This is a genomic window from Pseudomonas sp. S2_H10, assembly GCF_054668285.1.
This window is the reverse complement of record NZ_CP162754.1, coordinates 3719774-3741796: the sequence shown is the minus strand read 5'-3', so window position 1 is coordinate 3741796 and position 22023 is coordinate 3719774. Positions and strand designations below refer to the sequence as shown.

24 protein-coding genes are annotated in these 22023 nt (G+C 59.4%); 9 read left to right on the top strand and 15 right to left on the bottom strand.

Features of this window, described 5'->3' with window-relative positions:
- Positions 1–10 precede the first annotated feature (10 nt).
- Positions 11–904: a LysR family transcriptional regulator gene (locus AB4O16_RS16830; protein WP_460155348.1), complete on the top strand. Its 894-nt coding sequence runs from the start codon at positions 11–13 to the stop codon at positions 902–904.
- Here AB4O16_RS16830 and AB4O16_RS16825 read toward each other — a convergent pair.
- The gene (locus AB4O16_RS16825) at positions 901–1224 is read right to left on the bottom strand and encodes an ElaB/YgaM/YqjD family protein (RefSeq protein WP_095967836.1); all 324 of its coding nucleotides are present in this window, start codon (positions 1222–1224) and stop codon (positions 901–903) included. The two genes, AB4O16_RS16830 and AB4O16_RS16825, sit on opposite strands and share 4 nt — an antisense overlap.
- 157 nt (positions 1225–1381) lie before the next feature.
- On the opposite strand from AB4O16_RS16825, the gene AB4O16_RS16820 reads away from it, so the two are divergent.
- Together AB4O16_RS16820 and AB4O16_RS16815 are read left to right on the top strand one after the other, a co-directional pair.
- Positions 1382–1597 carry a dodecin gene (locus AB4O16_RS16820; protein ID WP_095942957.1) on the top strand — a complete coding sequence of 72 codons (216 nt, stop codon included), beginning with the start codon at positions 1382–1384 and terminating at the stop codon, positions 1595–1597.
- A 121-nt stretch (positions 1598–1718) separates the two neighbouring features.
- Entirely contained in the window at positions 1719–1940 is a 222-nt protein-coding gene (locus AB4O16_RS16815) for a DUF1161 domain-containing protein (RefSeq protein WP_460155347.1), read from the top strand.
- 68 nt (positions 1941–2008) lie between these two features.
- Here AB4O16_RS16815 and AB4O16_RS16810 read toward each other — a convergent pair whose 3' ends face one another.
- Entirely contained in the window at positions 2009–3010 is a 1002-nt protein-coding gene (locus AB4O16_RS16810) for an LLM class flavin-dependent oxidoreductase (protein WP_160388507.1), read from the bottom strand.
- Between the two features lie 240 nt (positions 3011–3250).
- On the opposite strand from AB4O16_RS16810, the gene AB4O16_RS16805 reads away from it, so the two are divergent.
- Entirely contained in the window at positions 3251–3682 is a 432-nt protein-coding gene (locus tag AB4O16_RS16805; RefSeq protein WP_160388508.1) for an OsmC family protein, read from the top strand.
- 180 nt (positions 3683–3862) lie between these two features.
- Complete coding sequence (locus AB4O16_RS16800; RefSeq protein ID WP_460155346.1) at positions 3863–4096, top strand: DUF1161 domain-containing protein; 234 nt, start codon at positions 3863–3865, stop codon at positions 4094–4096.
- Positions 4097–4100: 4 nt separating this feature from the next.
- Here AB4O16_RS16800 and AB4O16_RS16795 read toward each other — a convergent pair whose 3' ends face one another.
- Together AB4O16_RS16795 and AB4O16_RS16790 are read right to left on the bottom strand one after the other, a co-directional pair.
- Complete coding sequence (locus AB4O16_RS16795) at positions 4101–4523, bottom strand: PA0061/PA0062 family lipoprotein (RefSeq protein ID WP_150718202.1); 423 nt, start codon at positions 4521–4523, stop codon at positions 4101–4103.
- A gap of 40 nt (positions 4524–4563) precedes the next feature.
- The gene (locus AB4O16_RS16790; protein WP_160388510.1) at positions 4564–4986 is read right to left on the bottom strand and encodes a PA0061/PA0062 family lipoprotein; all 423 of its coding nucleotides are present in this window, start codon (positions 4984–4986) and stop codon (positions 4564–4566) included.
- Between the two features lie 59 nt (positions 4987–5045).
- Here AB4O16_RS16790 and AB4O16_RS16785 point away from each other — a divergent pair, with 59 nt between their 5' ends.
- Positions 5046–6143, top strand: coding sequence for an aminopeptidase (locus AB4O16_RS16785; RefSeq protein WP_460155345.1), 1098 nt, complete (start codon positions 5046–5048; stop codon positions 6141–6143).
- Here the strand turns inward: AB4O16_RS16785 and AB4O16_RS16780 are convergent.
- From AB4O16_RS16780 to AB4O16_RS16765, 4 genes are all read right to left on the bottom strand, one after another.
- The gene (locus AB4O16_RS16780; protein WP_150718205.1) at positions 6125–7354 is read right to left on the bottom strand and encodes a nucleoside recognition domain-containing protein; all 1230 of its coding nucleotides are present in this window, start codon (positions 7352–7354) and stop codon (positions 6125–6127) included. The two genes, AB4O16_RS16785 and AB4O16_RS16780, sit on opposite strands and share 19 nt — an antisense overlap.
- Positions 7355–7546: 192 nt before the next feature.
- Entirely contained in the window at positions 7547–8878 is a 1332-nt protein-coding gene (gltP, locus tag AB4O16_RS16775; protein WP_110662245.1) for a glutamate/aspartate:proton symporter GltP, read from the bottom strand.
- Positions 8879–9719: 841 nt separating this feature from the next.
- Complete coding sequence (locus AB4O16_RS16770) at positions 9720–9884, bottom strand: DUF1328 domain-containing protein (protein WP_003177151.1); 165 nt, start codon at positions 9882–9884, stop codon at positions 9720–9722.
- A 71-nt stretch (positions 9885–9955) separates the two neighbouring features.
- On the bottom strand, positions 9956–10243 hold the full coding sequence (locus AB4O16_RS16765; RefSeq protein WP_160388512.1) for a hypothetical protein: 288 nt from the start codon (positions 10241–10243) through the stop codon (positions 9956–9958).
- 438 nt (positions 10244–10681) lie between these two features.
- Here AB4O16_RS16765 and algB point away from each other — a divergent pair, with 438 nt between their 5' ends.
- Both algB and AB4O16_RS16755 read left to right on the top strand, forming a co-directional pair.
- Positions 10682–12028: a sigma-54-dependent response regulator transcription factor AlgB gene (gene algB, locus AB4O16_RS16760; RefSeq protein WP_160388513.1), complete on the top strand. Its 1347-nt coding sequence runs from the start codon at positions 10682–10684 to the stop codon at positions 12026–12028.
- A 10-nt stretch (positions 12029–12038) separates the two neighbouring features.
- Positions 12039–13829, top strand: a complete 1791-nt coding sequence (locus AB4O16_RS16755; protein ID WP_460155344.1) for a KinB sensor domain-containing domain — start codon at positions 12039–12041, stop codon at positions 13827–13829.
- Positions 13830–13836: 7 nt separating this feature from the next.
- Here the strand turns inward: AB4O16_RS16755 and AB4O16_RS16750 are convergent, their stop codons facing one another.
- The 7 genes from AB4O16_RS16750 to AB4O16_RS16720 all read right to left on the bottom strand — a co-directional run bounded on the left by AB4O16_RS16750 (position 13837) and on the right by AB4O16_RS16720 (position 21106).
- Positions 13837–15456 carry an EAL domain-containing protein gene (locus AB4O16_RS16750; RefSeq protein ID WP_160388515.1) on the bottom strand — a complete coding sequence of 540 codons (1620 nt, stop codon included), beginning with the start codon at positions 15454–15456 and terminating at the stop codon, positions 13837–13839.
- 76 nt (positions 15457–15532) lie between these two features.
- Positions 15533–16312: an N-acetylmuramoyl-L-alanine amidase gene (locus AB4O16_RS16745; RefSeq protein WP_160388516.1), complete on the bottom strand. Its 780-nt coding sequence runs from the start codon at positions 16310–16312 to the stop codon at positions 15533–15535.
- Positions 16313–16404: 92 nt separating this feature from the next.
- On the bottom strand, positions 16405–18408 hold the full coding sequence (locus AB4O16_RS16740) for a GGDEF domain-containing protein (RefSeq protein ID WP_460155343.1): 2004 nt from the start codon (positions 18406–18408) through the stop codon (positions 16405–16407).
- Entirely contained in the window at positions 18405–19283 is an 879-nt protein-coding gene (locus AB4O16_RS16735) for an endonuclease/exonuclease/phosphatase family protein (RefSeq protein ID WP_160388518.1), read from the bottom strand. Before AB4O16_RS16735 ends, AB4O16_RS16740 begins: the two co-directional genes overlap by 4 nt.
- A 14-nt stretch (positions 19284–19297) precedes the next feature.
- Positions 19298–19939 (bottom strand): thiol:disulfide interchange protein DsbA/DsbL, encoded by a 642-nt coding sequence (locus tag AB4O16_RS16730; protein WP_460155342.1) that lies wholly within the window; start codon positions 19937–19939, stop codon positions 19298–19300.
- Positions 19940–20139: 200 nt separating this feature from the next.
- Entirely contained in the window at positions 20140–20769 is a 630-nt protein-coding gene (locus AB4O16_RS16725; protein WP_103397942.1) for a c-type cytochrome, read from the bottom strand.
- A 46-nt stretch (positions 20770–20815) separates the two neighbouring features.
- Complete coding sequence (locus tag AB4O16_RS16720; RefSeq protein WP_060540368.1) at positions 20816–21106, bottom strand: c-type cytochrome; 291 nt, start codon at positions 21104–21106, stop codon at positions 20816–20818.
- A gap of 191 nt (positions 21107–21297) precedes the next feature.
- Here AB4O16_RS16720 and yihA point away from each other — a divergent pair, with 191 nt between their 5' ends.
- Entirely contained in the window at positions 21298–21942 is a 645-nt protein-coding gene (yihA, locus tag AB4O16_RS16715; RefSeq protein WP_008002192.1) for a ribosome biogenesis GTP-binding protein YihA/YsxC, read from the top strand.
- Positions 21943–22023: the final 81 nt, after the last annotated feature.

The window sequence follows — 22023 nt, the reverse complement described above, 5'->3', positions numbered from 1 at the left end:
CACAGATCCCATGAGCCACGACCTCCCACCGTTGAACGCCCTGCGCGCCTTCGAGGCGACGGCCCGCCTGAACAGTGTCAGTCAGGCCGCCGAGCAGCTACATGTCACGCATGGTGCGGTCAGCCGACAGCTGAAAGTGCTTGAAGAGCACCTCGGCGTGAGTCTTTTCATCAAGGATGGTCGCGGCCTGAAACTCACAGATGCCGGCCTGCGTTTGCGCGACGCCAGCGCAGAAGCGTTCGAGCGCCTGCGTACCGTGTGCGCTGAACTCACCCAGAGCACGGCCGATGCGCCTTTTGTCCTCGGCTGTTCGGGAAGCTTGCTGGCCCGATGGTTCATTCCGCGCCTTGGACGGTTGAATGCCGACTTGCCCGACCTTCGATTGCACCTGTCGGCCGGAGAAGGCGATCTCGACCCACGCCGTCCGGGCCTGGACGCCTTGCTGGTGTTTGCCGAGCCACCCTGGCCGGCGGACATGCAGGTATTCGAGCTCGCCAGCGAACGGATCGGCCCGGTCATGAGTCCACGGTTTTCCGGATATGAACGGCTCAAGTCGGCGCCCGCCACAGCGCTGCTGAGCGAAACAGTGCTGCACACCACTTCGCGTCCGCAAGCCTGGCCTAGCTGGGCGCAGCAAAGCGGCCTCGACGCCAAGGCATTGAAGTACGGACAAGGTTTTGAGCATTTGTATTACTTGCTGGAAGCGGCCGTGGCCGGGCTGGGCGTGGCGATTGCCCCTGAACCACTGGTGACCGAAGACTTGAAGGCGGGGCGCCTGGTCGCACCATGGGGTTTCAGCGAAACCCCGGCGCATCTGGCGTTGTGGTTACCCAAGCGCGCCGCGGACGGGCGCGCCCGGCAACTGGCGCAGTGGCTCAAGAACGAGCTGCGGCGAGCGGATTAATCACGCTTGCACAACAGATAAGCGGCCAGCAGGCCCAATGCGCCCACGGCGACACCGGCTGTTGTCCAGGGGTGTTCCTGGGCGTAGTCCCGGGTGGCAATTCCGGTTTCGCGGGTTTTGACCTTGACCTCTTCATAGGCGTCGGCAAGCAGATGGCGCGAGTGCTTCAAGGCATTCTCGGCGTTGCCTTTCAGGGTCTTGAGGGTTTTACGCGACTCGTCCGAGGCGTCGTCCTTCAGATTTTCCAAAGACTTGAGCAGACTCTCGATCTCCGCTTCCATGCTTTGCAATGAGGCTTTGCGTAACGAGGTGTTGGCCATGGTGGCTCTCCTGCATTGGTGATGAGTGGCGTGTGTTGGTTGGGACTTCAGGGGTTGGAGAAAGTGCAGAAAATCTGAACTTCATCCTCAGAACGGCCAACAGAAGAAATAGGAAAAATCACTGCTAGGCTGTAATTCACACGCCGAGGAGAACGCCATGTCTGACCATCACACCTACAAGAAAGTCGAGCTGATCGGCTCGTCCACCAGCAGTATCGAAGATGCAATCAACAACGCGCTGACCGAAGCCAGCAAAAGCATCAAGTACATGGAATGGTTTGAAGTGACCGAGACCCGTGGGCATATCAGGGACGGCAAGGCTGCACACTTTCAGGTTACCCTGAAAGTAGGATTCCGCATTGCCAGCAGCTGACTTTGCGCTAGTCTTCTGAACTTGCACGCCGGCCGAATGCCATAGGGAATGGCAAAACGCTGAATGAGTACGTCCGGCTGACGGCTGGTTACCCCTATGATCCGACCAGGGAATGCAACCGATGAAGAAGTTTATGTTGGCGGTAGGTTTGTTAAGCCTTGCGGGGACCGCATTGGCGGGTGGCAAGCCATGCGAAGAGCTGAAAGCCGAAATCGCAGCGAAACTTGATGCCAAGGGCGTTTCCGGTTATTCGCTGGAGATTGTCGATAAAGGTACCGCTGCCGGCGGCAAAGTCGTTGGTAAATGCGAAGCGGGCGCCAAAGTGATCGTCTATAAAAAATAGGCCGGTACGCGCCCGAATGAAAAAGCCGGCGTCCTGGCGCCGGCTTTTTCATGCCTGCCGTTTGAGTGTCAGCCTCGCATGACCTGCGCCAGCAGCTCGTAGGAATGCACGCGATCGGAATGTTCGTACAGGTCAGAGGTGAAAATCAGCTCGTCTGCCTGAGTCTGTTCGATCAGGACCTCGAGCTTGGCGCGAATTTTCTGCGGGCTGCCGATCATCGCCAGACCAAGGAAATCATGCACAGCGTCTTTCTCATGGGGCAGCCACAGGCCGTCCATGGTCTTCACCGGGGGACGCTGCACCAGGCTTTGCCCGCGCATCAGGGCCAGAATCCGCTGGAACACCGAAGTCGCCAGGTAATCGGCCTGCTCGTCGGTATCGGCCGCCACCAATGGCACGCCGAGCATCACGTAGGGCTTGTCCAGAACTGCCGAGGGCTTGAAATGGTTGCGGTAGACCCGAATCGCTTCATGCATGTAGCGCGGCGCGAAATGCGAAGCGAAGGCGTAGGGCAAACCGCGTTCACCGGCCAGCTGTGCACTGAACAGACTCGACCCCAACAGCCAGACCGGTACATTGGTCCCGGTTCCCGGCATGGCGATGATGCGTTGATCCGGGGTTCGTGGCCCCAGGTAGCGCACCAGCTCCGCCACATCTTCCGGGAAGTCGTCGGCGCTGCCCGAGCGTTCGCGGCGCAGTGCCCGTGCGGTCATCTGGTCGGAACCGGGGGCGCGCCCCAGGCCCAGATCTATCCGGCCCGGATAAAGGCTTTCCAGGGTGCCGAACTGCTCGGCAATCACCAACGGTGCGTGGTTGGGCAACATTACCCCGCCCGAACCGACCCGAATGGTTGACGTACCACCGGCCAGATAACCCAGAAGCACCGAGGTCGCGGAACTGGCGATGCCGTCCATGTTGTGGTGTTCGGCCACCCAGAAGCGGTTGTAGCCGAACTTCTCGACGTGCTGCGCCAGGTCCAGCGAGTTGCGCAGCGACTGGGCCGCGCTGCCGTTCTCGCGCACCGGCACCAGGTCGAGGGTCGAGAACTTGATATCGGACAGTCGTTTCATAAACCTGCTTCTCCAATTGAGGGCGCAGGTTTGTTCTTGCGAACGCAAACCTGCCGAATCCAAAAGCCTGTTCATGCAATGTGGGCATATACCCGAGTTTCAATAGCCAGGCTAAAAATCCCGCGGAAAAAAACAGATTGATCGGACGAGATGAACTTTGCCCCTGCGTCTATCCTCACAACCCTTGCAACCGAAAACCACGCAGGCGCGACGTTTCGCGCCGATCTTGAGGAGGCAGACATGGCTATCGTGAAGAAAGCATCGGCTCATTGGGAAGGTGATCTGAAAACCGGCATCGGCTCGATCTCCACGGAAACCGGGGTACTGCGGGAAGCACCCTACGGTTTCAAGGCACGCTTCGAAGGCGGCCGGGGCACCAATCCGGAAGAGTTGATCGGCGCGGCCCACGCCGGCTGCTTCTCCATGGCGTTTTCGATGATTCTCGGTGATGCCGGCCTGAAGGCCGATAGCATCGACACCCAGGCAGAAGTCACCCTGGATCAAGTGGACGGCGGCTTTGCGATCACCGCAGTGAAATTGATTCTGAAAGCGAAAATCCCCGGGGCATCCCAGGCGCAGTTCGAAGAACTCAGCAACAAGGCCAAAGAGGGCTGTCCGGTATCCAAGGTACTGAATGCGAAGATCAGCCTGGAAGCAACATTGGTCGGCTAGATTTTAGTTGAAATCAAAAGATCGCCGTCTTGCGCAACCTGCCGGGATCATTCGGTAGAGGTTACTCAGGGTTGCGATCTTTTTTGCGTCGCGACAGATTTGCCCGCTAAAAATATGGTCGAATAAATGACAGCAGCGAAAACCCGTGAATCGGCGTGCTGCCTCAAAGGAGCTTCAACCATGAAACGTTTTGCCCTGGCGGTTATCTGTTGCGCACTGGCCACCTCCGCCCTCGCAGCACCGAAACCCTGCGAAGAACTCAAGGCCGAGATCGAAGCCAAGATCCAGGCCAGTGGCGTCACCGCCTACACGCTGGAAATCGTCACCAACGACGAAGTACACGACCAGAACATGGTCGTGGGCTCGTGCGAAAATGGCACCAAAAAAATCATCTACCAGAAGAACGAGCGCTGACCCCTCACATCAGGCAGTAGGATTCCCGATCTTCAGCGACGATCTCCCGCTTGGCGTTGTAAAGCCGCGCGCCGGGAGTGAAGGCGATTGAGCGACCTTCGAGCACATAACGCTGCCCGGCTTCGAAATGATCGTATTTGATGGTCAGGTAGCACAGCCGCTCAGAGGGCCCGCTCATCGTGCTCAAGCCACCGCCGCCGGGCACTTCAAAGTCGAAGCGCACGATCAGTTCGTGGCTACCGGGCATCACTTCGAAATAACGCCCGTCACGCAGGCGTTGTTTATCCAGCCGTTCGGCCATCAACAATTTGTCGTTAGGGAAGGGCGTCGAGAATTCAACCCAGGCCATTTGTGGATTGGGTGTCGGCATCGGGCTTTGACAGCCCGCGACGACACCGGCGGCGAGTAACAGCATCAACCTGCGCATGATGAATGTCCCTAGGGATATACATTCAGCATAACGCCGATCAGGTTCGTTGGCAGCCCGCAGGAGTGCCCTGGCCGATCACTTTGCGCTGTTGATCATAGAGTTTCGCCCACGGCCGGAAACCGATGTTTCCCGCTTGCAGTTGATAACGTTCGCCCGCGTTGAAGCCATTGAATTTCACGTTCAACTGACAATCGCGCCACAACGGTTCGGCATCTGGGCCGATGTTGGTGGGTTGCACCGCAAACTGGTAGCGCACCGTCAATTCGTGGCTTCCAGGCTGGACTTCGAAGTAGCGTTTATCATCCGTGGTCTTGTCATCGACCTCCAGCGCCTGCAACGCCGTGTCTTCCTGCTTTGAATCCAGGTCGATCCAGGCTTGCGCAGGATCAGGGCGGGGTATTCCGAAGCCGGCACAGCCGGCCAGCAACAGCAGGCTTGCTGTCAGTATCAACGTGCGCATAGCGGAGCTCCAGTCTGGCGGGATAGTCTTGCGGGAAGACTCTCCAAGGAAGAATTATTGTGATCAGGCCGCTTCCTAGCCTTGGGTTACTTGATCGCGTTTTTCGCGTTTTGTTTCCGGGTGTGTTGTTTTTGTTGCTCAACGGTTGCGCCAGCGTCAGCTATTACAGCCAGCTGGCCAGCGGTCAACTGCAGTTGCTGCGGGCCAGGGAGCCGGTTTCCCGCGTGGTTGCCGACCCGACGCGCGACCAAAAACTGCGGACACACCTGGAGCAATCACAAAAAGCGCGCACGTTCGCCAGCCGGCAATTGCACCTGCCGGACAACCAGAGCTACCGCTTGTACGCGGACATCGGGCGTCCCTTCGTCGTCTGGAATGTCTTCGTCACGCCGGAGTTTTCCCTGAAACCCGTAAACCACTGCTTCCCCATCGCCGGTTGCGTGGCCTATCGCGGTTACTACAGCCAGGGCGCAGCCCGCGGCGAAGCGGCTGTGCAACGCTTGCAGGGCATGGACGTGTCGATTGGCGGCGTTGAAGCCTATTCGACACTTGGCTGGTTCAACGATCCGATCATCAACTCGATGATGGGTTGGGGCGATGAGCGCCTGGCCACGCTGATCTTTCACGAATTGGCCCATCAACGCGTCTATGTGAAGGACGACACGGAGTTCAACGAGTCCTTCGCCACCTTCGTCGAGCAGGAAGGTACCCGCCAATGGCGCGCCTACCGCCACCTGCCACCCGACAACAATGCACAGGCGCGTCAACGTGACCAATTTACCGAGTTGGTGCTGAGGGCTCGCACCCGCCTGGAAAAACTCTACACCTTGCCGTTGCCGGCCGAACAAATGCGCCAGCGCAAGGCGGCCGAGTTCGAGCGCCTGCGCAGTGAATACCGCCAGCTGCGTGACAGTCAGTGGGCTGGAGACAAACGCTATGACGCCTGGATCAATGCCCCCATGAACAATGCCCGGCTATTGCCCTTTGGTTTGTACGACCAATGGGTGCCGGCATTTGACGCGCTGTTCCATCAGGTCGATGGCGATTGGCTCAGGTTTTATTCCGCCGTGGAAAAGCTCGGCAGCCTGCCGACGGCTGAGCGCAAGGCCGCGCTGAAGGCGTTGGCTGATGGCGCGGATCAACCAAAGAACCAGTAGCAGACCCCGATTGCACCCAGCACCCCGGCAAGCTCTGCCAGCAGTGCACAGCCAACCGCATGGCGTGCGCGCTGGATGCCCACGGCACCGAAGTACACCGCCAGCACATAGAACGTGGTCTCGGTGCTGCCCTGGACAGTCGCCGCGACCAGCGCCGGGAAGCTGTCCACGCCTGAGGTCTTCATGGTTTCAATCAGCATCGCTCGCGCGGCGCTTCCCGAGAAAGGCTTGACCATCGCGGTCGGCAGCGCATCGACGAAGCGCGTGTCCCAACCGGCCCATTCCACCAGGTGACGGATCCCGTCCAGACCGAAGTCCAGTGCCCCGGAGGCCCGCAACACACCCACCGCACAAAGCATCGCCACCAGGTAGGGGAGCAAGTTTTTGGCGACGTCGAAACCCTCTTTGGCGCCTTCGACGAAGGCCTCGTAGACCTTCACTTTGCGCAGCGCACCGATCAGCAGAAACAGCATGATCAGGCCAAACAGCGTCAGGTTGCCGAGGATCGATGACAGGCCGGCCAGTGCGGTCGCCGAAAGGGTCGCCAGCAATGCCATGAAACCACCCAGGGCAAGGGCACCGGGGATCAGGTAGGCCAGCACCACAGGGTCCCAGATGCGCAAACGCTGCATGAACGCCACCGACAGGAAGCCGACAATGGTCGAGCAACTGGTCGCCAGCAGGATCGGCAGGAACACCAGCGTCGGATCCGGCGCGCCTTGCTGGGCGCGATACATGAAGATCGTCACCGGCAGCAGGGTCAGCGAGGAGGCGTTGAGCACCAGGAACAGGATCTGGGCATTGCTGGCGATGGTCGCGCTGGGATTGAGTTCCTGCAGCGCCTTCATGGCCTTGAGGCCGATCGGCGTGGCGGCGTTGTCCAGCCCCAGGCCGTTGGCGGCGAAGTTCAGGGTGATCAGGCCGATGGCCGGATGACCCGGCGGGACTTCTGGCATCAGGCGCAGAAACAGTGGCCCCAGAGCCTTGGCCAGCCATTCGACGATGCCGGCTTTCTCGGCGATGCGCAGAAAACCCAGCCAGAGGGTGAGGGTGCCGAACAGCAGCACCATGACTTCGACCGACAGCTTGGCCATGGCGAAAATGCTCTCCACCATTGCCGCGAATATTCCGGCATTGCCACCGATCAGCCACTGCGCCAGCGCCGATACGGCTGCCACGATGAAGAAGCCAAGCCACAGGCCATTGAGCATCAGTCAAATCCCCCAAAAGATGCGCGAATGATAGCGGGGTGACCAGAAACGACAAACCCCGGATTTCTCCGGGGTTCATGTCAATGCCATACATCTGTAGGTGCCGGCTTGCTGGCGATGAACGATAACGCGGTGCACCTGTTACACCGCGTTGTGGCAATCGCCAGCAAGCCGGCTCCTACAGAGGGTGTATCAGCTCTTGGAAACTTCACCCGCCGGCAGCTTTTCCTTGCTGCGCCAGTGCGGCAGGGAGTTCCAGTAGCGCTGGCCCTTGGCGTCGTCGTACATGCCTTCCCAACGAGCGATAACCAGTACAGCCAGGGCGTTGCCGATCACATTCAGTGCGGTACGCGCCATGTCCATCACGCGGTCGACACCGGCGATGAATGCCAGGCCTTCCAGTGGAATGCCAACACTGCCCAGGGTGGCCAGCAGTACTACGAAGGACACGCCCGGTACGCCGGCGATGCCTTTGGAGGTGACCATCAAAGTCAGTACCAGCAGCAATTGCTGACTGATCGACAGGTCGATGCCATACAGCTGGGCAATGAAGATCGCCGCGATGCTTTGGTACAGGGTCGAACCGTCCAGGTTGAACGAGTAACCGGTCGGCACCACGAAGCTGCAAATGGCTTTCGGCGCGCCGTAGGCTTCCATTTTCTCGATCACGCGCGGCAGCACGGTTTCGGAGCTGGCGGTGGAGTAGGCCAGTACCAGCTCATCCTTGAAGATGCGCATCAGCTTGATCACCGAGAAGCCGAACAGGCGAGCGATCAGGCCAAGGACCACGAAAGCGAAGAAGGCGATGGCGACGTAAACCAGGATCACCAGTTTGGCCAGCGGTATCAGCGAAGCGAAACCGAAGTTGGCCACAGTCACTGCGATCAGTGCGAATACACCGATCGGGGCGTAGTTCATGATCATGTGAGTGACCTTGAACATGCTTTCCGATACGCCCTGGAACATTTTCACCAGCGGCTCGCGCAGATCTGCCTGCAGGCTCGACAAACCGAGGCCGAACAACACGGAGAAGAAGATGATCGGCAGCATTTCACCGCGAACCATGGCCGCGAAGATGTTCGACGGGATCAGGTTGAGGATGGTTTCGATAAACGCGTGTTCATGCTGAACCTCGGCCGCCGTCGCCTGGTACTTGGAAATGTCCACAGTGCCAAGGGTGCTCATGTCGATACCGGCACCCGGGTGGAACAGGTTGGCCAGCAACAGACCGACCACGATCGCGATGGTGGTGACGATCTCGAAGTAGATGATGGTCTTGAGGCCGATACGCCCCAGCTTCTTGGCGTCACCGACGCCTGCAATGCCGACGATCAAAGAGGAGATGACGATCGGAATCACGATCATCTTGATCAGACGGATAAAGATATCGCCTGCCGGTTGCAGGACGTTGCTGATCCACCAGGCTTTTTCGGCACTGAAATGGTTGAGCAGCGCACCGATTGCAATCCCCAATACCAGACCGATGAGGATCTGCCAGGCGAGGCTAAGCTTTGCCTTCTTCATATCTTTACCCTTACTTGTTGTTTGACTCAGGGAGATGCGCGAACTGGAACGCTTGTGGCGAAAAAGTCCAGTGCATCTGCCCCCCGTATAAGGTGCCCCGGAGCGCGTTTTGCGGCTCTCTGGCAGGCGAAAAAAGGCGCAACTATTCCGATGCAAGCAAGCGCCGTCTAATGCCGTAAACGCCTACCCTATGCCGAATCGGCATGAGGTTTTTTTAGCGAAACGCGCGTCCCAACCGGTTCGAATACGACATTTCGGCAGGCATAAGTGCCGTGAACCGGTCATCACAGAGCAGATTGAGTGTTTTTCGAGCAGCGGCCGAGCATTGATTTTTAAGCAGAATCGCGCAGGACGAAGGGAAAAATCGAGGCAAAAAAAAGGGGATTTTTCTCGATATACGGTCGCCGGTGAAACACCGGGAAAAGTAATTTTCGACTTAACAAGGACAAGGCCGCGGTTTCAGTGATGTAACCGGGACGAACGCTCTATTTCAATGTGTTGCGTGATCAAGCCCTTCGCAAGCTCGTCGAGCCATGGCGGTCCGGCGAACTTGCGCAGTAGCTTTCCTGACCCGGCCCTTACGCAGGTACTCCCTGTACCCGTAGGTCACTCCGCCCCTGAAACAGGCAGAACGTCCCGACCCCTTGGTCATGCGCCTGCCTTCCTCGGGTGGCGCAAGTGGAAAGAGGCGCTGTGACCTCCTTCGTGTACAAATTCTGGTGTATCAACCAGCCCCTCCCAGAGGAGGGATCAGGCATGTCGGGGAAAAGCCAACCCGCATGCCCTGGCATCACCGCCCAAAAGCAGGGCGGCTGCCAGCGTCTTGAACAAACCGTTCATGTCAGCCTCGACCGCGACGGCCAAAGAAGAACGAAGCAATGAACATCACCAGGAACACGACAAACAGAATCTTGGCGATACCCGTGGCGGTGCCCGCGATACCACCGAAGCCCAGTACTGCGGCGATGATGGCAATGATCAGGAATGTGATTGCCCAGCTCAACATGGTGATTCTCCTTACGCTTCTATTTAGAGGTGCTGCGTTTCCCGGCGCATCGTCTGCGGCGGAGGTTTTGCCTAGAACACCCAACGCTCTTGATGACGTATCTCACCCACAGGGCTGGCCTGGTCGACGTCCATCATGCGCATCGGGGTGCTATCAGCTTGAAGGCTGCCAACAGCACTGAAATGGGTTTGGCTCGGATGCTCAATCGACAATTGTGGCGCCTGCGGCTGCTGGCTCTGTTCCCAGCGCAGAAACTGCTGGCCGCCGATCAAGGTGATCAACAACGCCAGAACAGCGAACAGTCCTTGCTGGATATGCACTGGCGACAGGTGCAGGTGGGCGGCACGTTGACGGTTCATCCTGGAGCTCCTACCACTCGGGTCGGTATTCGAAAGCGGGCGTTTGTTTTTGAATGCCCTGGTTAACCAGACAATTGCAGTCCGCATGCCAGCCTTGTATCGAAATAATTCCTTTAAATATCAATATCTTATGATCGCCGAAGAAATAACATCGTACGCATCCTGCACGATGCCACGTACGCGGTCGTGCGTATTGCACGATTCATTTGCAGGAAGGCGTAAATTTTTTGAATTGCGAGAGGGCCCCGGATGTCAGAAATACACGCTGGCCGCTGTCGGAAACCGGAGATCCATTAAAAGACCCGCTAAAAGAGGCGGCTAACCGAGACATCGGATGAAAGCTACCCTGCCATGACAGGAATGGCTCAGAATCAATCATGCAACTTGCCCGATTTCTCCGGGACAAAACAAAGATCATTCATTAAGGAGCGTAGGAAAATGGAATCAGCCACGGAGCACCAAGGCCGCATTCTGCTGGTGGATGATGAGTCCGCCATCCTGCGTACTTTCCGTTACTGCCTCGAAGACGAAGGCTACAGCGTGGCCACCGCCACCAGCGCCGCGCAGGCAGACGCCCTGTTGCAGCGCCAGGTGTTTGATCTGTGCTTCCTCGATTTGCGCCTGGGTGAAGACAACGGCCTCGATGTACTGGCCCAGATGCGTATCCAGGCGCCTTGGATGCGAGTGGTGATCGTCACTGCGCACTCCGCTGTCGACACGGCGGTGGATGCGATTCAGGCAGGTGCGGCCGACTATCTGGTCAAACCTTGCAGCCCCGATCAATTGCGGCTGGCGACCGCCAAGCAACTGGAGGTTCGGCAGCTGTCGGCGCGACTGGAAGCCCTGGAAGGCGAAGTGCGCAAGCCCAAGGATGGCCTGGACTCCCACAGCCCGGCCATGAAAGTGGTGCTCGAAACCGCGCGGCAGGTTGCCACAACCGATGCCAATATCCTGATACTCGGTGAATCCGGTACCGGCAAGGGCGAACTGTCTCAAGCCATTCACGGCTGGAGCAAACGCGCGAAAAAATCCTGCGTCACGATCAACTGCCCTTCGCTGACTGCCGAGCTCATGGAAAGCGAACTCTTCGGCCACAGCCGCGGCGCTTTCACCGGTGCCAGCGAAAGCACCTTGGGCCGAGTCAACCAGGCTGACGGCGGCACACTGTTTCTCGATGAAATCGGCGATTTTCCCCTGACACTGCAGCCGAAGTTGCTGCGTTTCATTCAGGACAAGGAATATGAGCGCGTCGGTGATCCGGTGACCCGCCGAGCCGACGTGCGCATCCTTGCGGCCACCAACCTCAACCTCGAGGACATGGTCCGCGACGGTCGTTTCCGTGAAGACCTGCTCTATCGCCTGAACGTCATTACCTTGCACCTGCCACCGCTACGCGAACGTCGCGAAGATATTCTCAACCTCGCCGACCGTTTCCTGGCGCGCTTCGTCAAGGAGTACGCCCGTCCCGCGCGGGCCTTCAGCGATGAGGCCCGGGAAGCCCTGCTGAGCTACCGCTGGCCGGGCAACATCCGCGAGCTGCGCAACGTGATCGAGCGCGCGAGCATCATCTGTCCGCAGGAGCGGGTCGAGATCAGTCATCTGGGCATGGCCGAAACCCCGGTCAACAATGCACCGCGCATCGGTGCGGCACTGAGCCTGGATGAGCTGGAAAAGGCCCACATCGGCGCGGTCCTCGCCACTGCCGACACGCTGGATCAAGCGGCCAAAACACTGGGCATCGACGCCTCGACGCTGTACCGCAAACGCAAGCAGTACAACTTGTGAGCAATACCCGATGAAACTGGCGATGAAATTGCGGACCCGGCTTTTCCTGAGCATCTCCGCACTGATCACCGTCGCCTTGCTCGGGCTCCTGCTCGGGCTGGTCAGCGTGATGCAGATGGCCGGCAGCCAGGAAATGCTCATCCGCAACAACTTCGTCACGCTGGACCTTGGGCTCAAGCTGCGTCAGACCTTGGGTGATCAGCTGATCATCATGCTCAGCGACAAGCCTGACTCCGCCGCTTTCGCTGCCTCCAGGCAGCATTACTTCGAACTGCTCGAACAAGGCATCGCCCAGGAACCGGAGGAAACGGGAAGCGAATACGGCTTCAGAAAAGCCAAGGTCGACTACGAGCGCTTTATCCAGGCTTATGAAACGTCCCCGGACCCGTCGAAGGTGCTCAGCAGTAACGACAACCTGACGGAAAAATTCAACGCGCTACGCAATGGCCTGATCACCGAGCACAAGCGCGCACTGGATAACATCAACGATCTCGAGCGCCAGGCCCGGGAGCGGGCCTTGCTGATTGCCGGGTTACTTGGCCTGGTGGGGCTGGCGGTGCTGATCATCGGCTTCGTGACCGCGCAGGCCATCGCCCGGCGTTTCGGCGAGCCCATCGAGGCCTTGGCCAAGGCGGCGGACAACATTGGCCAGGGTAATTTCGATGTCACCCTGCCGATCTCTTCGGCGATGGAGCTCAACCAGCTGACGCGGCGCTTCGGGATCATGGCCCAGGCGCTGCGTGAACATCAGGCCACCAACGTCGATGAGTTGCTGGCCGGTCAGCAGCGGTTGCAGGCCGTGCTCGACAGCATCGACGACGGACTGCTGATGATCGATCGCCAGGGCCATCTGGAACACCTTAACCCTGTGGCCCAGCGTCAGTTGGGCTGGGACTCCGATCGCCTGGGTCAAGGCTTGGGTACGGCGCTGGAGCGTCCCGAACTCGATGAGCAACTGCAACTGGTGCTGCGCGGCGGCATGCTGGAGCGAGCGCCGGAAGACTTGAGCGTCGAAGTCGACGGCGAGTTGCGATTGCTGACCTATAGCCTGACCCCGGTCAGCCATACCCAAGGCCATATTCTCGGTGCCGTGATGGTGCTGCATGACGTCACGGAGCAGCGTGCCTTCGAACGGGTACGCAGCGAATTTGTATTACGCGCCTCCCATGAATTGCGCACACCGGTCACCGGCATGCACATGGCCTTCGGACTGTTCCGCGAGCGCGTGCACTTTGCCCCGGACTCCCGGGAGGCCGACCTGCTCGATACCGTGAATGAAGAGATGCAGCGGCTGATGCAGTTGATCAATGACCTGCTGAATTTCTCCCGTTACCAGAACGGCTTGCAGAAACTCAGCCTGGCGCCGTGTGCCATCGAGGCGCTGCTTGAGCAGGCTCGGTTGCGCTTTGCCACATCGGCTGAAGAGAAAGAGATCAACCTGCTGGTGGAAGTGCAGGGGCCATTGCCGCGATTGCAGGCCGACCAACCACAGCTGGAGCGGGTACTCGATAACTTGCTGGACAATGCCTTGCGTCATACCGGCTCCGGCGGGCGGATACGCCTGCACGCCCGGCGCCACGGCGACCGGGTCATCATCAGTGTCGAGGACAACGGCGAGGGCATTGCCTACGGTCAGCAGGGGCGGATCTTCGAGCCATTCGTGCAGGTCGGCCGCAAGAAGGGCGGAGCCGGTCTCGGCCTGGCATTGTGCAAGGAAATCGTGCAATTGCATGGCGGGCGCATGGGCGTCTATTCGCGGCCGGGGCAGGGTACTCAGTTCTACATGGCGCTGACCGTTTAAATCGCGGTCACGCTTCGTCATCCAGGCGTCGGCCAGCGCTGGCCAGACGTCGTCCCCGGGTTATCAATTCAATGAACTGAACCGCGCTCAGCGCATGGGCAAACAGCCAGCCCTGGCCGAACTTCACGCCTTCACTGCACAGGAACTCGGCCTGGGCCTCATGTTCGATGCCCTCGGCAATCACCTTCAAGTGCAGCGACTGGGCCATGTGAATGATGTGCGGAGCCACACCGCTGCTGGCGGCGTCATGGCCCAATGCATCAATGAATGCCTTGTCGATTTTCAGGCAATCCACCGGCAGGGTCTGCAAATAGGCGAGGCTGCAATAGCCGGTGCCAAAATCATCGATCAGCACCTGGTGCCCGACATCCCGCAGCGATTGCAGGTTTTCCCGGGCCACCACCACATCGACCAGCCCGCGCTCGGTGACCTCAAAGGCAATTTGCCGCGCAGCGACGCGGTGCAGGGTCAGCAGCCGAGCCATCACCTGGCCGATTCGCGGAACCATCACATCACACGCCGCGAGATTGACCGAGATGTACAGTTGCGGGTTGGCACGCAGCAACTGGCCGAGTTGCTCGAGCAAGCGTTGCAGGACAAAGTCCGTCATCTGGCGAATCTGCCCGGTGTTCTCGGCCATCGGAATGAACAGGTCGGGGCTGGTCAGGGTGCCGTCCGGCCTGCGCCAGCGCAGCAGTGCTTCAGCCCCGACACAGTTGCGGCTATCGAGGTCGAAGATCGGTTGGTACAGCACCTGCAACTCGCCACGGCGAATCGCGCCGGTCAGTTCGGCGTCCAGCGACTGTCGCTGTTGCACCAGCAGGAACACCAGGAACCCGACGCAGATGCCCAGCACCAGGCTGGCCGGCAGCAGCCACCACCAGACTGCCGGGATATGCATGCCGGAACGCGGGCTGATCAACACCAGTTGATACTCCGGGTTGTCGGTGGGCATGCGATATATCAGGCGTGCCTGGGTTATCTGCAGCGCATCACGGGTTTTCGGCGGCCAGGCCTCGACGGGCGGCCAGATCTGGGACGACCCCAGCACCGGAATCGCCCGTGTGCCATGGTCCAGGACTACCAGCAGGCTGCTGCCCGGCGACAAGTCGACCATATCGGTCAAATGCCCACGAGAGGTCGCGACCCGGAAATTCCCGCGCCCGAGCATCAGCGCGGCGCGGTTTTCATCGGGTTCGGTGGTGGTGTTGAGCCAATAGCTGTAAGTGGGGCCTTTGATGTCTGGCGATCGACTCAGCGACAGCCCTTCCTGGCGCGGTCGATTGGAGCAGATTCGCGAGGAGTCCATATAGGCCGCTTCATAGACGAAGCGATAATTGAACGTAACCTGTTGCAAGGTCGCGATCATTTCCGCATCGCAACCACGCAACGGTTGCGCTTCAAGGTCATCCAGGCTTTCCCGCAGTTGCCCGAAGAGCTGTTCGAGACGGGCGAGAAAGCGTTCACCCTGAGCATTCATTTCTTCGCTTTCGTTTTGCTCGAGCTGATGAATGGCGACGAACAGGCTGCCGGCCATCAATAACGTTGCGCTCAAGACAGCCGACATCACCCCCAGGAACCAGGGGCGATGGAACCAACTACGGAAGGTCTCTCGAGCAGCAGTCATTGCGTAATATCCGAAGGATTACCAATGAGTTATAGCTGCTGATTGGAAAAAAGCCCTGACCGTCGGGCGGGCGTCATTATTTTGTCTGGTTCAACACCAGAAGCAGGGCCGCAGTTTGCGCATCCGGAGTGCCATCGAAACGGGTCGGGCGGAAATGCATCTGGAATGCCGCTATCACATGCCGGGTCGCGACATCCAGCTCGCCGGTTTGTGGCGAGGCATACCCCAGGCGGGCCAATTGCGCCTGAAACCAGCTGACGCTCGGCAACTGTTCGGCGAACAGCATTTGCTGACGCGCCACCGCCTGTTCATTCGGCCAGATACCCAGGCCTTCTGCAGCCAGACGTTTCCAGGGGAACAGCGGCCCCGGATCCAATTTGCGCAACGGGGCAATATCGCTATGGCCAATGATATCGCGAGGCTTGATGCCCTGACGCTTGCTGATGTCCTTGAGCAATACGATCAAGGACTGCACCTGATCTTCGCTGTAGGGGTACCACACGCGCCCGGTTGGCGTGTCGTCGAAGCCCGGATTGACGATTTCGATACCGATGGAACTGGAATTCAGCCAGGTCCGGCCATTCCATTCGCTCTCCCCGGCGTGCCAGGCGCGCTGGTTTTCATCCATCAGCTTGTAGATGGTGGCGCCCTTGTCGTCACCGATCAGGTAATGACTGCTGACTTCGCCGCGGGTCAGCAGCTGCAGCGAGCGTTCCAGCGAGGCGTTGGTGTAATGCACCACTACGAACTGCACACGGCTGTCGTAGTTGGCTGAAGGATGACTGGTGTCAAAACGGGGGCCGCTGGCGCAGCCTGCCAGCAGAACAAGTGACACGATCAGAGCAAAATATTTCATGGCGAAGGCAGTACACACAAGACAGTAATGCAACAGTGTAACGTAATGCCTGGCGGGCTGACGGCAATCAAACAAAATGGAACAAATAATGATCAGCCCGGCTCCACGCGGTTGCGTCCGGCATTTTTTGCGCGGTACAACGCCTGATCGGCCCTTTTTAGCACTTGATCACCGTGCTCACCCGGCCTGAACGCCGACATGCCGATAGAAACGGTGATGGTCACCGGCTCTCCCTTGAAGTGGAACGGACAGGCCTCGATGGCGGCGCGCAGGCTTTCCAGCAACTTCGCCCCCGCCGACGGCACCGTGGACGGCATTAACAGCACAAACTCTTCGCCGCCAAACCGGGCAATGAAATCTGTTCCGCGCAGACGCTTGTGCAGCACGCTGGCAATGATTTTCAGTACTTTGTCACCGGCCAGGTGCCCGTAGTTATCGTTGATGCGCTTGAAGTGATCGAGGTCGAGCATGGCCAGCAGCAGCGTGTTGCCATGTTGCTGCCATTGTTTGACTTCATGCTCCAGGCGCTCGCTCCAGGCCGCGCGGTTGGGCAGGCCGGTCAACGGGTCGACCAATGCCTTCTGCCGCTGCTCTTCAAGGTGCTCGCGGTAACCCTGGGCCTCCTGCTCCATATGGGCGACCCGCTCGGCCAGGCTGTGCAGGCGCGCAGCGACCTCTTGCTCACGCTCATCGCGTTGTTTCTGGTGCTGGTCCATGGTGCCCAGCAAGCCCTCGAGATGGTTTTCCAGAACGTGCTTGAGGTCTTCCAGGTCCGCGGCTTCCTGCATGCTGTTTTGCAAGCCATCGACCTGTTCGCGGATCTGCGTGTCCATCTGCCGCGCCGCCGAACGGTTGTCGGCATGCCCTGCGGTGGCGGCTTGCAGGTTGCTCTGGAACGATTCGAGGCGCTCGTTCAGACGTTGCAGATAGGCTTCGAACTCGTGCTGGCCGCTGTCGGTAATGGCCAGCATCAACGTGGCGAAGTCGTCGAGGATGGGTAGCAGTTCGTACCAGTTCAGACCGTTTTTCAGCCGATCACGCATGGACTCGGCTTGCGGGCGGTGACGCTCGGGCAATGTCAGGTCTTCGAGCAGCCCCAGCAGCGTGTCTTCGATGTGTCTGGCCACCGAGCTGTAGGAGGGCTCAGGGGAATCCGGGAGTGCGTAGAGGATGTCGTGCTCGGAAGGCGGCTGATCGGCGTCGACCACGTCCGCAGCCGGAGTCGCAGGCAAGGGCAGGCTATCGGGTAATGCTTGCGCGATCAGTTCGTCGGGGTTCGCTTGCGCCTCGGGCGGTGTCGCGATGGTTTGCGGGATCGGGTTCTCAGTCGATTCGACGGCGGCTGCACTGGCGGATAGAGGCTGCGCAGCGAGAGGTGCAAAGGCCACCCCTGCCGGAACGGGCTCGGCCACGGTCGGTGCGCAGTCGTCTTCAACTCGTTCGGTAACGGGCGCTTCGCAGATTTGCGGCTCGATCACCACCGGAGCCGACTCGATAATCGCCGCAGGCCTTTCGACTACCGTGGCGGCCGGAGCAGGAGAGGCAAGCGCTGAGGCCGCCGTCTCCTCCGCTTCACGACCGCCGAACAAGCGCTGCAGCAAACCCGGGCGACCGGCTTCCGTCGGGGTTTCCAGCTGGCTCAGGGCCTTGCCTTGCAAACCACTGAGCTCGCTGAGCAACAAGGGTATCTCGCGTGCCTGACTGACCCGTGCATCCAGCTGTTTGGCGAAATTCTTGAGCGGCCGGCTCACGTCGCGGGGCAACGGCAATGTTTGCAGTTGAGTGACCAGCGCGGTCAGGGCGGCACTGGTCTGGTTGATCCGGGTTTCCCGACGCTGCTCAGAGTCAAGCACGGCTTTTTCCAGACGTGGAATCAGCGCGGCCAGGCCGGCGTCCATGTCGTCGGTACGCACGACCTCGCGCATTTCCTTCATGCATTGGTCTACGGCGCGGTCAGTGCCTTCGGCCGCCAGGGTGCTGCGCACCAGCCCACGACGCAGCAAGTCGAGCCGCGCGTCCCAGCGTCGTTCGAGCTTTTCCTGTTGTTCAATGCTTTTGAGGTATTTCTCTTTCCAGCGCTGTGTTTCGTCGCTCATTCATGGGATCCGCGAGGGGCAGGACTCAACGCGGGCAATGCATCGGCCGTGAGCGAACCCGGCAGACGAATCTCTACCGCGACCGGCAGGTGATCGGAAATGGGCTGTGCCAGCACCTCGACCTTTTCCAGGGTCAGGCTCGGGCTCAGGAGGATATGGTCCAGGCAGCGCTGTGGGCGCCAGCTGGGAAACGTTGCTTCCAGTTGCGGCGCAAGCAGGCCGAGGTCACGCAACGGGGAGTGCAGCAGCAGGTCACTGGCATGGGTGTTCATGTCGCCCATGAGGACCTGGTGTTTGTAATCGCCAATCAAATCGCGGATGTAAGCCAGTTGCAGGCTGCGCGCCCGAGCGCCCAGCGCCAGGTGCATCATGACCACCACCAGCGCTTCCGGGCCTTCGCCGAACCGTACCAGAATGGCTCCGCGGCCCTTTGGCCCCGGCAACGGATGATCTTCAATCGCCCATGGGCGCAACCGGCTGAGCACGCCATTGCTGTGCTGGGCCAGACGACCAAGATTGCGGTTGAGTTGTTGATACCAGTAGGGAAAGGCCCCGAGGTGGGCCAGATGCTCAACCTGATTGACGTAGCCTGATCGCAGGCTGCCGCCATCGGCTTCCTGCAAGGCGACCAGATCGAAGTCGCCGAGCAGGCTGCCGATTTTCTGCAGGTTGTCGGCACGCCCGGTGTGTGGCAGCAGATGCTGCCAGCCACGGGTCAGGTAATGCCGGTAGCGCTCGGTACTGATGCCGACCTGGATATTGAAGCTGAGCAAGCGCAAACGACTGTCTGCGGGCAGGCCCGTGGACTCCAGATGATGCTCGTTGACCCGCGGATCATGCAGGCCAACAATGCGTTCAGTACCCCATCGGCGCATGGCAGTGACTGCCTTTAGTTGGCGGCAGCCTTGTTAGCCGCTCGCTCTTTGTCGATCAGTTTGTCGGCCAGTTGCAGGGCCTGTTCCGCACCGCCGGCGGAGCCTACGTCGAAGCGGTATTTGCCGTTGACGACCATGGTTGGAACGCCAGTGATTTCATACTTCTTGGCCAGCTCACGAGCCTTGACGATCTGACCCTTGATAGCAAAAGAGTCGAAGGTTGCGAGGAACTTGTCCTTGTCCACGCCTTGGGTAGCGAGGAAGTCGGCCATGTCATTCTTGTCGGTCAGCTTCTTGTGTTCTTTCTGGATCGCGTTGAACACTGCGGCGTGAACGTTGTGCTCGACGCCCATGGCTTCAAGGGTCAGGAACATCTGGCCGTGAGCATCCCACGGGCCACCGAACATGGCTGGAATACGTACGAAATTCACGTCTGAAGGGAGTTTCTCGACCCACGGATTGATCACTGGCTCGAAGGCGTAGCAATGCGGGCAGCCGTACCAGAACAGCTCTACCACTTCGATCTTGCCAGGCACGGCGACCTGGACCGGATTGGCCAGTTCGACATAAGGTGCGGCGGGGGCTTCAGCGGCTTGGGCAGTCATGCCGAACAGGCTGGCAGCGGCAAAAACGGCGCTGATGATCAGATTACGCATGCTTCACTCCTGGACAAATTTTTTCGCCTCGCGCGACCTGTTATCAGACAGGTCCTGGCGGGCTTGAGTTCTGTAGTGTAACGGCAGCGGCCACAAAAAAGGGCGGCCAAGGCCACCCTTTTTATACTCGTTGCAACGGATTAATCGAGCGTTAACGTTGCAGGCGATAACCGCCGCGTTCAACGCCCGATCCGCAGGCCTTAGTGCAGGCCTTGAATGTAGCTGGACACCGCGGCGATGTCTTCGTCGCTCAGTTTCTTGGCGATGGTCTGCATGGGTTTGGTATCGCCGTCGTTGTTGCGGCCGCCTTCTTCCTTGCGGAAATCGGTCAGTTGCTTGGCGATGTACTGGGCGTGCTGGCCGCCCAGGTGCGGGAAACCGGCAGGTGCGTTGCCCGCGCCGTTTGGCGAATGGCAACCGGTGCAGGATGGCAGGCCCTTGGCCAGGTCCCCACCACGGAACAGGGCTTCACCGCGAGCCACGACCTTAGGGTCGGCGGCGCCGACGCTGCCTTTCTGGCTGGCGAAATAGGCGGCGATGTCCGCCAGGTCCTGGTCGCTCAGGTTGGTCAGCAGGCCGGTCATTTCCAGGACGGTGCGCTTGCCCGACTTGATGTCGTGCAACTGCTTGGTCAGGTAGCGTTCACCCTGACCCGCCAGTTTTGGAAAGTTTGGCGCCATGCTGTTGCCATCCGGGCCGTGGCAGGCGCCACAGACGGCGGCTTTGGCCTGGCCGGCTTTTGCATCTCCCGGTTGTACTGCCTCACCTGCAGCATGAGCCATGCTGGAGATGCCCACGGTCAACAGCAGACTCACGATCAATTTCTTCATCAGCTAATCCAACTACGGCTAAGGGTTAAAGAGTTATGGACCGGGCTTACTCGCTCATCCAATGGATGATGGCTTGGTAATCCTCGGCACTGCAGTCCATGCACAAACCACGCGGCGGCATCGCCTTGAAACCCTGGGTCACGTGTTGCACCAGCGTCTCCATACCTTTCGCCAACCTCGGCGTCCAAGCTTCCTGATCGCCTTTTTTCGGCGCCATGGGTAGTTGGCCGGAATGACAGGCACCACAAACACGGTTGTACACAGCTTCCGGATCCTGTGTAGCCTGAGCGCTGTAAAGCGGCATCAAGACACCGGCAGCTAGCAGCCATTTCGTCATAAAACGACCTTTTCAGGGTTGAGAGCGTGCTGCGTTCTAGTGCGCAATCAAGGTCTGTCGCTCTCGTGAACTTCATCCTACGCTGGGACAAAGCGCACACAAAATCTGCGGCATTATATACTGGCGTCACTGAAACGGAAGCGACACTGCTTGCCGCACCCATTCCTGGCGCCGCCCACATCGGAAATCCCATGCAACTCAAGAATCCCATCCTCGGTCTGTGCCAACAGTCCACCTTCATGCTCAGCGCCGCCAAAGTCGACCAATGTCCGGATGACGAGGGCTTCGAAGTCGCCTTCGCCGGGCGTTCCAACGCCGGCAAGTCGAGTGCCTTGAACACCCTGACCCACGCCAGCCTGGCGCGCACCTCGAAAACTCCGGGGCGCACGCAACTGTTGAATTTCTTCAAGCTAGACGATGAACGCCGTCTGGTCGACCTGCCGGGCTACGGTTATGCAAAAGTACCGATCCCGCTCAAGCAACACTGGCAGCGTCACCTGGAGGCATATCTGGGTGGACGCGAGAGTTTGAAGGGTCTGATTCTGATGATGGACATCCGCCATCCGATGACCGATTTCGACCTTCTGATGCTCGACTGGGCCGTGGCTGCCGGCATGCCGATGCACATTCTGCTGACCAAAGCGGACAAGCTCACCTACGGCGCGGCCAAGAACACGCTGCTCAAGGTTCAGGCGGAAATCCGCAAGGGCTGGGGCGATCTGGTGACGATCCAGCTGTTCTCGGCACCAAAACGTATGGGCCTCGAAGACGCCTACACGGTGCTGGCAGGCTGGATGGAGCTGGCGGACAAGGGTGCCGAGGTGGAAGCCCAGTAAGCAGCAAAAGCTGCCTGGGGCGTCCCTGGGCAGTTTCCTGCAGGCAAAAAAAACCCCGGACTTCATATGGGGAGGGAGAAG

Excerpts from the sequence above, each read along its gene's own strand:
- AB4O16_RS16745 (WP_160388516.1), bottom strand. The coding sequence starts at position 16,312 with ATGAAATATTTTGCTCTGATCGTGTCACTTGTTCTGCTGGCAGGCTGC.
- AB4O16_RS16765 (WP_160388512.1), bottom strand. The coding sequence starts at position 10,243 with ATGAACCGTCAACGTGCCGCCCACCTGCACCTGTCGCCAGTGCATATC.
- AB4O16_RS16815 (WP_460155347.1), top strand. The coding sequence starts at position 1,719 with ATGAAGAAGTTTATGTTGGCGGTAGGTTTGTTAAGCCTTGCGGGGACC.
- AB4O16_RS16830 (WP_460155348.1), top strand. The coding sequence starts at position 11 with ATGAGCCACGACCTCCCACCGTTGAACGCCCTGCGCGCCTTCGAGGCG.
- algB (WP_160388513.1), top strand. The coding sequence starts at position 10,682 with ATGGAATCAGCCACGGAGCACCAAGGCCGCATTCTGCTGGTGGATGAT.
- AB4O16_RS16730 (WP_460155342.1), bottom strand. The coding sequence starts at position 19,939 with ATGCGTAATCTGATCATCAGCGCCGTTTTTGCCGCTGCCAGCCTGTTC.
- AB4O16_RS16810 (WP_160388507.1), bottom strand. The coding sequence starts at position 3,010 with ATGAAACGACTGTCCGATATCAAGTTCTCGACCCTCGACCTGGTGCCG.
- AB4O16_RS16720 (WP_060540368.1), bottom strand. The coding sequence starts at position 21,106 with ATGACGAAATGGCTGCTAGCTGCCGGTGTCTTGATGCCGCTTTACAGC.
- gltP (WP_110662245.1), bottom strand. The coding sequence starts at position 8,878 with ATGAAGAAGGCAAAGCTTAGCCTCGCCTGGCAGATCCTCATCGGTCTG.
- AB4O16_RS16750 (WP_160388515.1), bottom strand. The coding sequence starts at position 15,456 with ATGACTGCTGCTCGAGAGACCTTCCGTAGTTGGTTCCATCGCCCCTGG.
- AB4O16_RS16790 (WP_160388510.1), bottom strand. The coding sequence starts at position 4,986 with ATGCGCACGTTGATACTGACAGCAAGCCTGCTGTTGCTGGCCGGCTGT.
- AB4O16_RS16740 (WP_460155343.1), bottom strand. The coding sequence starts at position 18,408 with ATGAGCGACGAAACACAGCGCTGGAAAGAGAAATACCTCAAAAGCATT.
- AB4O16_RS16800 (WP_460155346.1), top strand. The coding sequence starts at position 3,863 with ATGAAACGTTTTGCCCTGGCGGTTATCTGTTGCGCACTGGCCACCTCC.
- AB4O16_RS16780 (WP_150718205.1), bottom strand. The coding sequence starts at position 7,354 with ATGCTCAATGGCCTGTGGCTTGGCTTCTTCATCGTGGCAGCCGTATCG.
- AB4O16_RS16755 (WP_460155344.1), top strand. The coding sequence starts at position 12,039 with ATGAAACTGGCGATGAAATTGCGGACCCGGCTTTTCCTGAGCATCTCC.
- AB4O16_RS16805 (WP_160388508.1), top strand. The coding sequence starts at position 3,251 with ATGGCTATCGTGAAGAAAGCATCGGCTCATTGGGAAGGTGATCTGAAA.
- AB4O16_RS16825 (WP_095967836.1), bottom strand. The coding sequence starts at position 1,224 with ATGGCCAACACCTCGTTACGCAAAGCCTCATTGCAAAGCATGGAAGCG.
- AB4O16_RS16820 (WP_095942957.1), top strand. The coding sequence starts at position 1,382 with ATGTCTGACCATCACACCTACAAGAAAGTCGAGCTGATCGGCTCGTCC.
- AB4O16_RS16770 (WP_003177151.1), bottom strand. The coding sequence starts at position 9,884 with ATGTTGAGCTGGGCAATCACATTCCTGATCATTGCCATCATCGCCGCA.
- AB4O16_RS16795 (WP_150718202.1), bottom strand. The coding sequence starts at position 4,523 with ATGCGCAGGTTGATGCTGTTACTCGCCGCCGGTGTCGTCGCGGGCTGT.
- AB4O16_RS16725 (WP_103397942.1), bottom strand. The coding sequence starts at position 20,769 with ATGAAGAAATTGATCGTGAGTCTGCTGTTGACCGTGGGCATCTCCAGC.
- AB4O16_RS16735 (WP_160388518.1), bottom strand. The coding sequence starts at position 19,283 with ATGCGCCGATGGGGTACTGAACGCATTGTTGGCCTGCATGATCCGCGG.
- yihA (WP_008002192.1), top strand. The coding sequence starts at position 21,298 with ATGCAACTCAAGAATCCCATCCTCGGTCTGTGCCAACAGTCCACCTTC.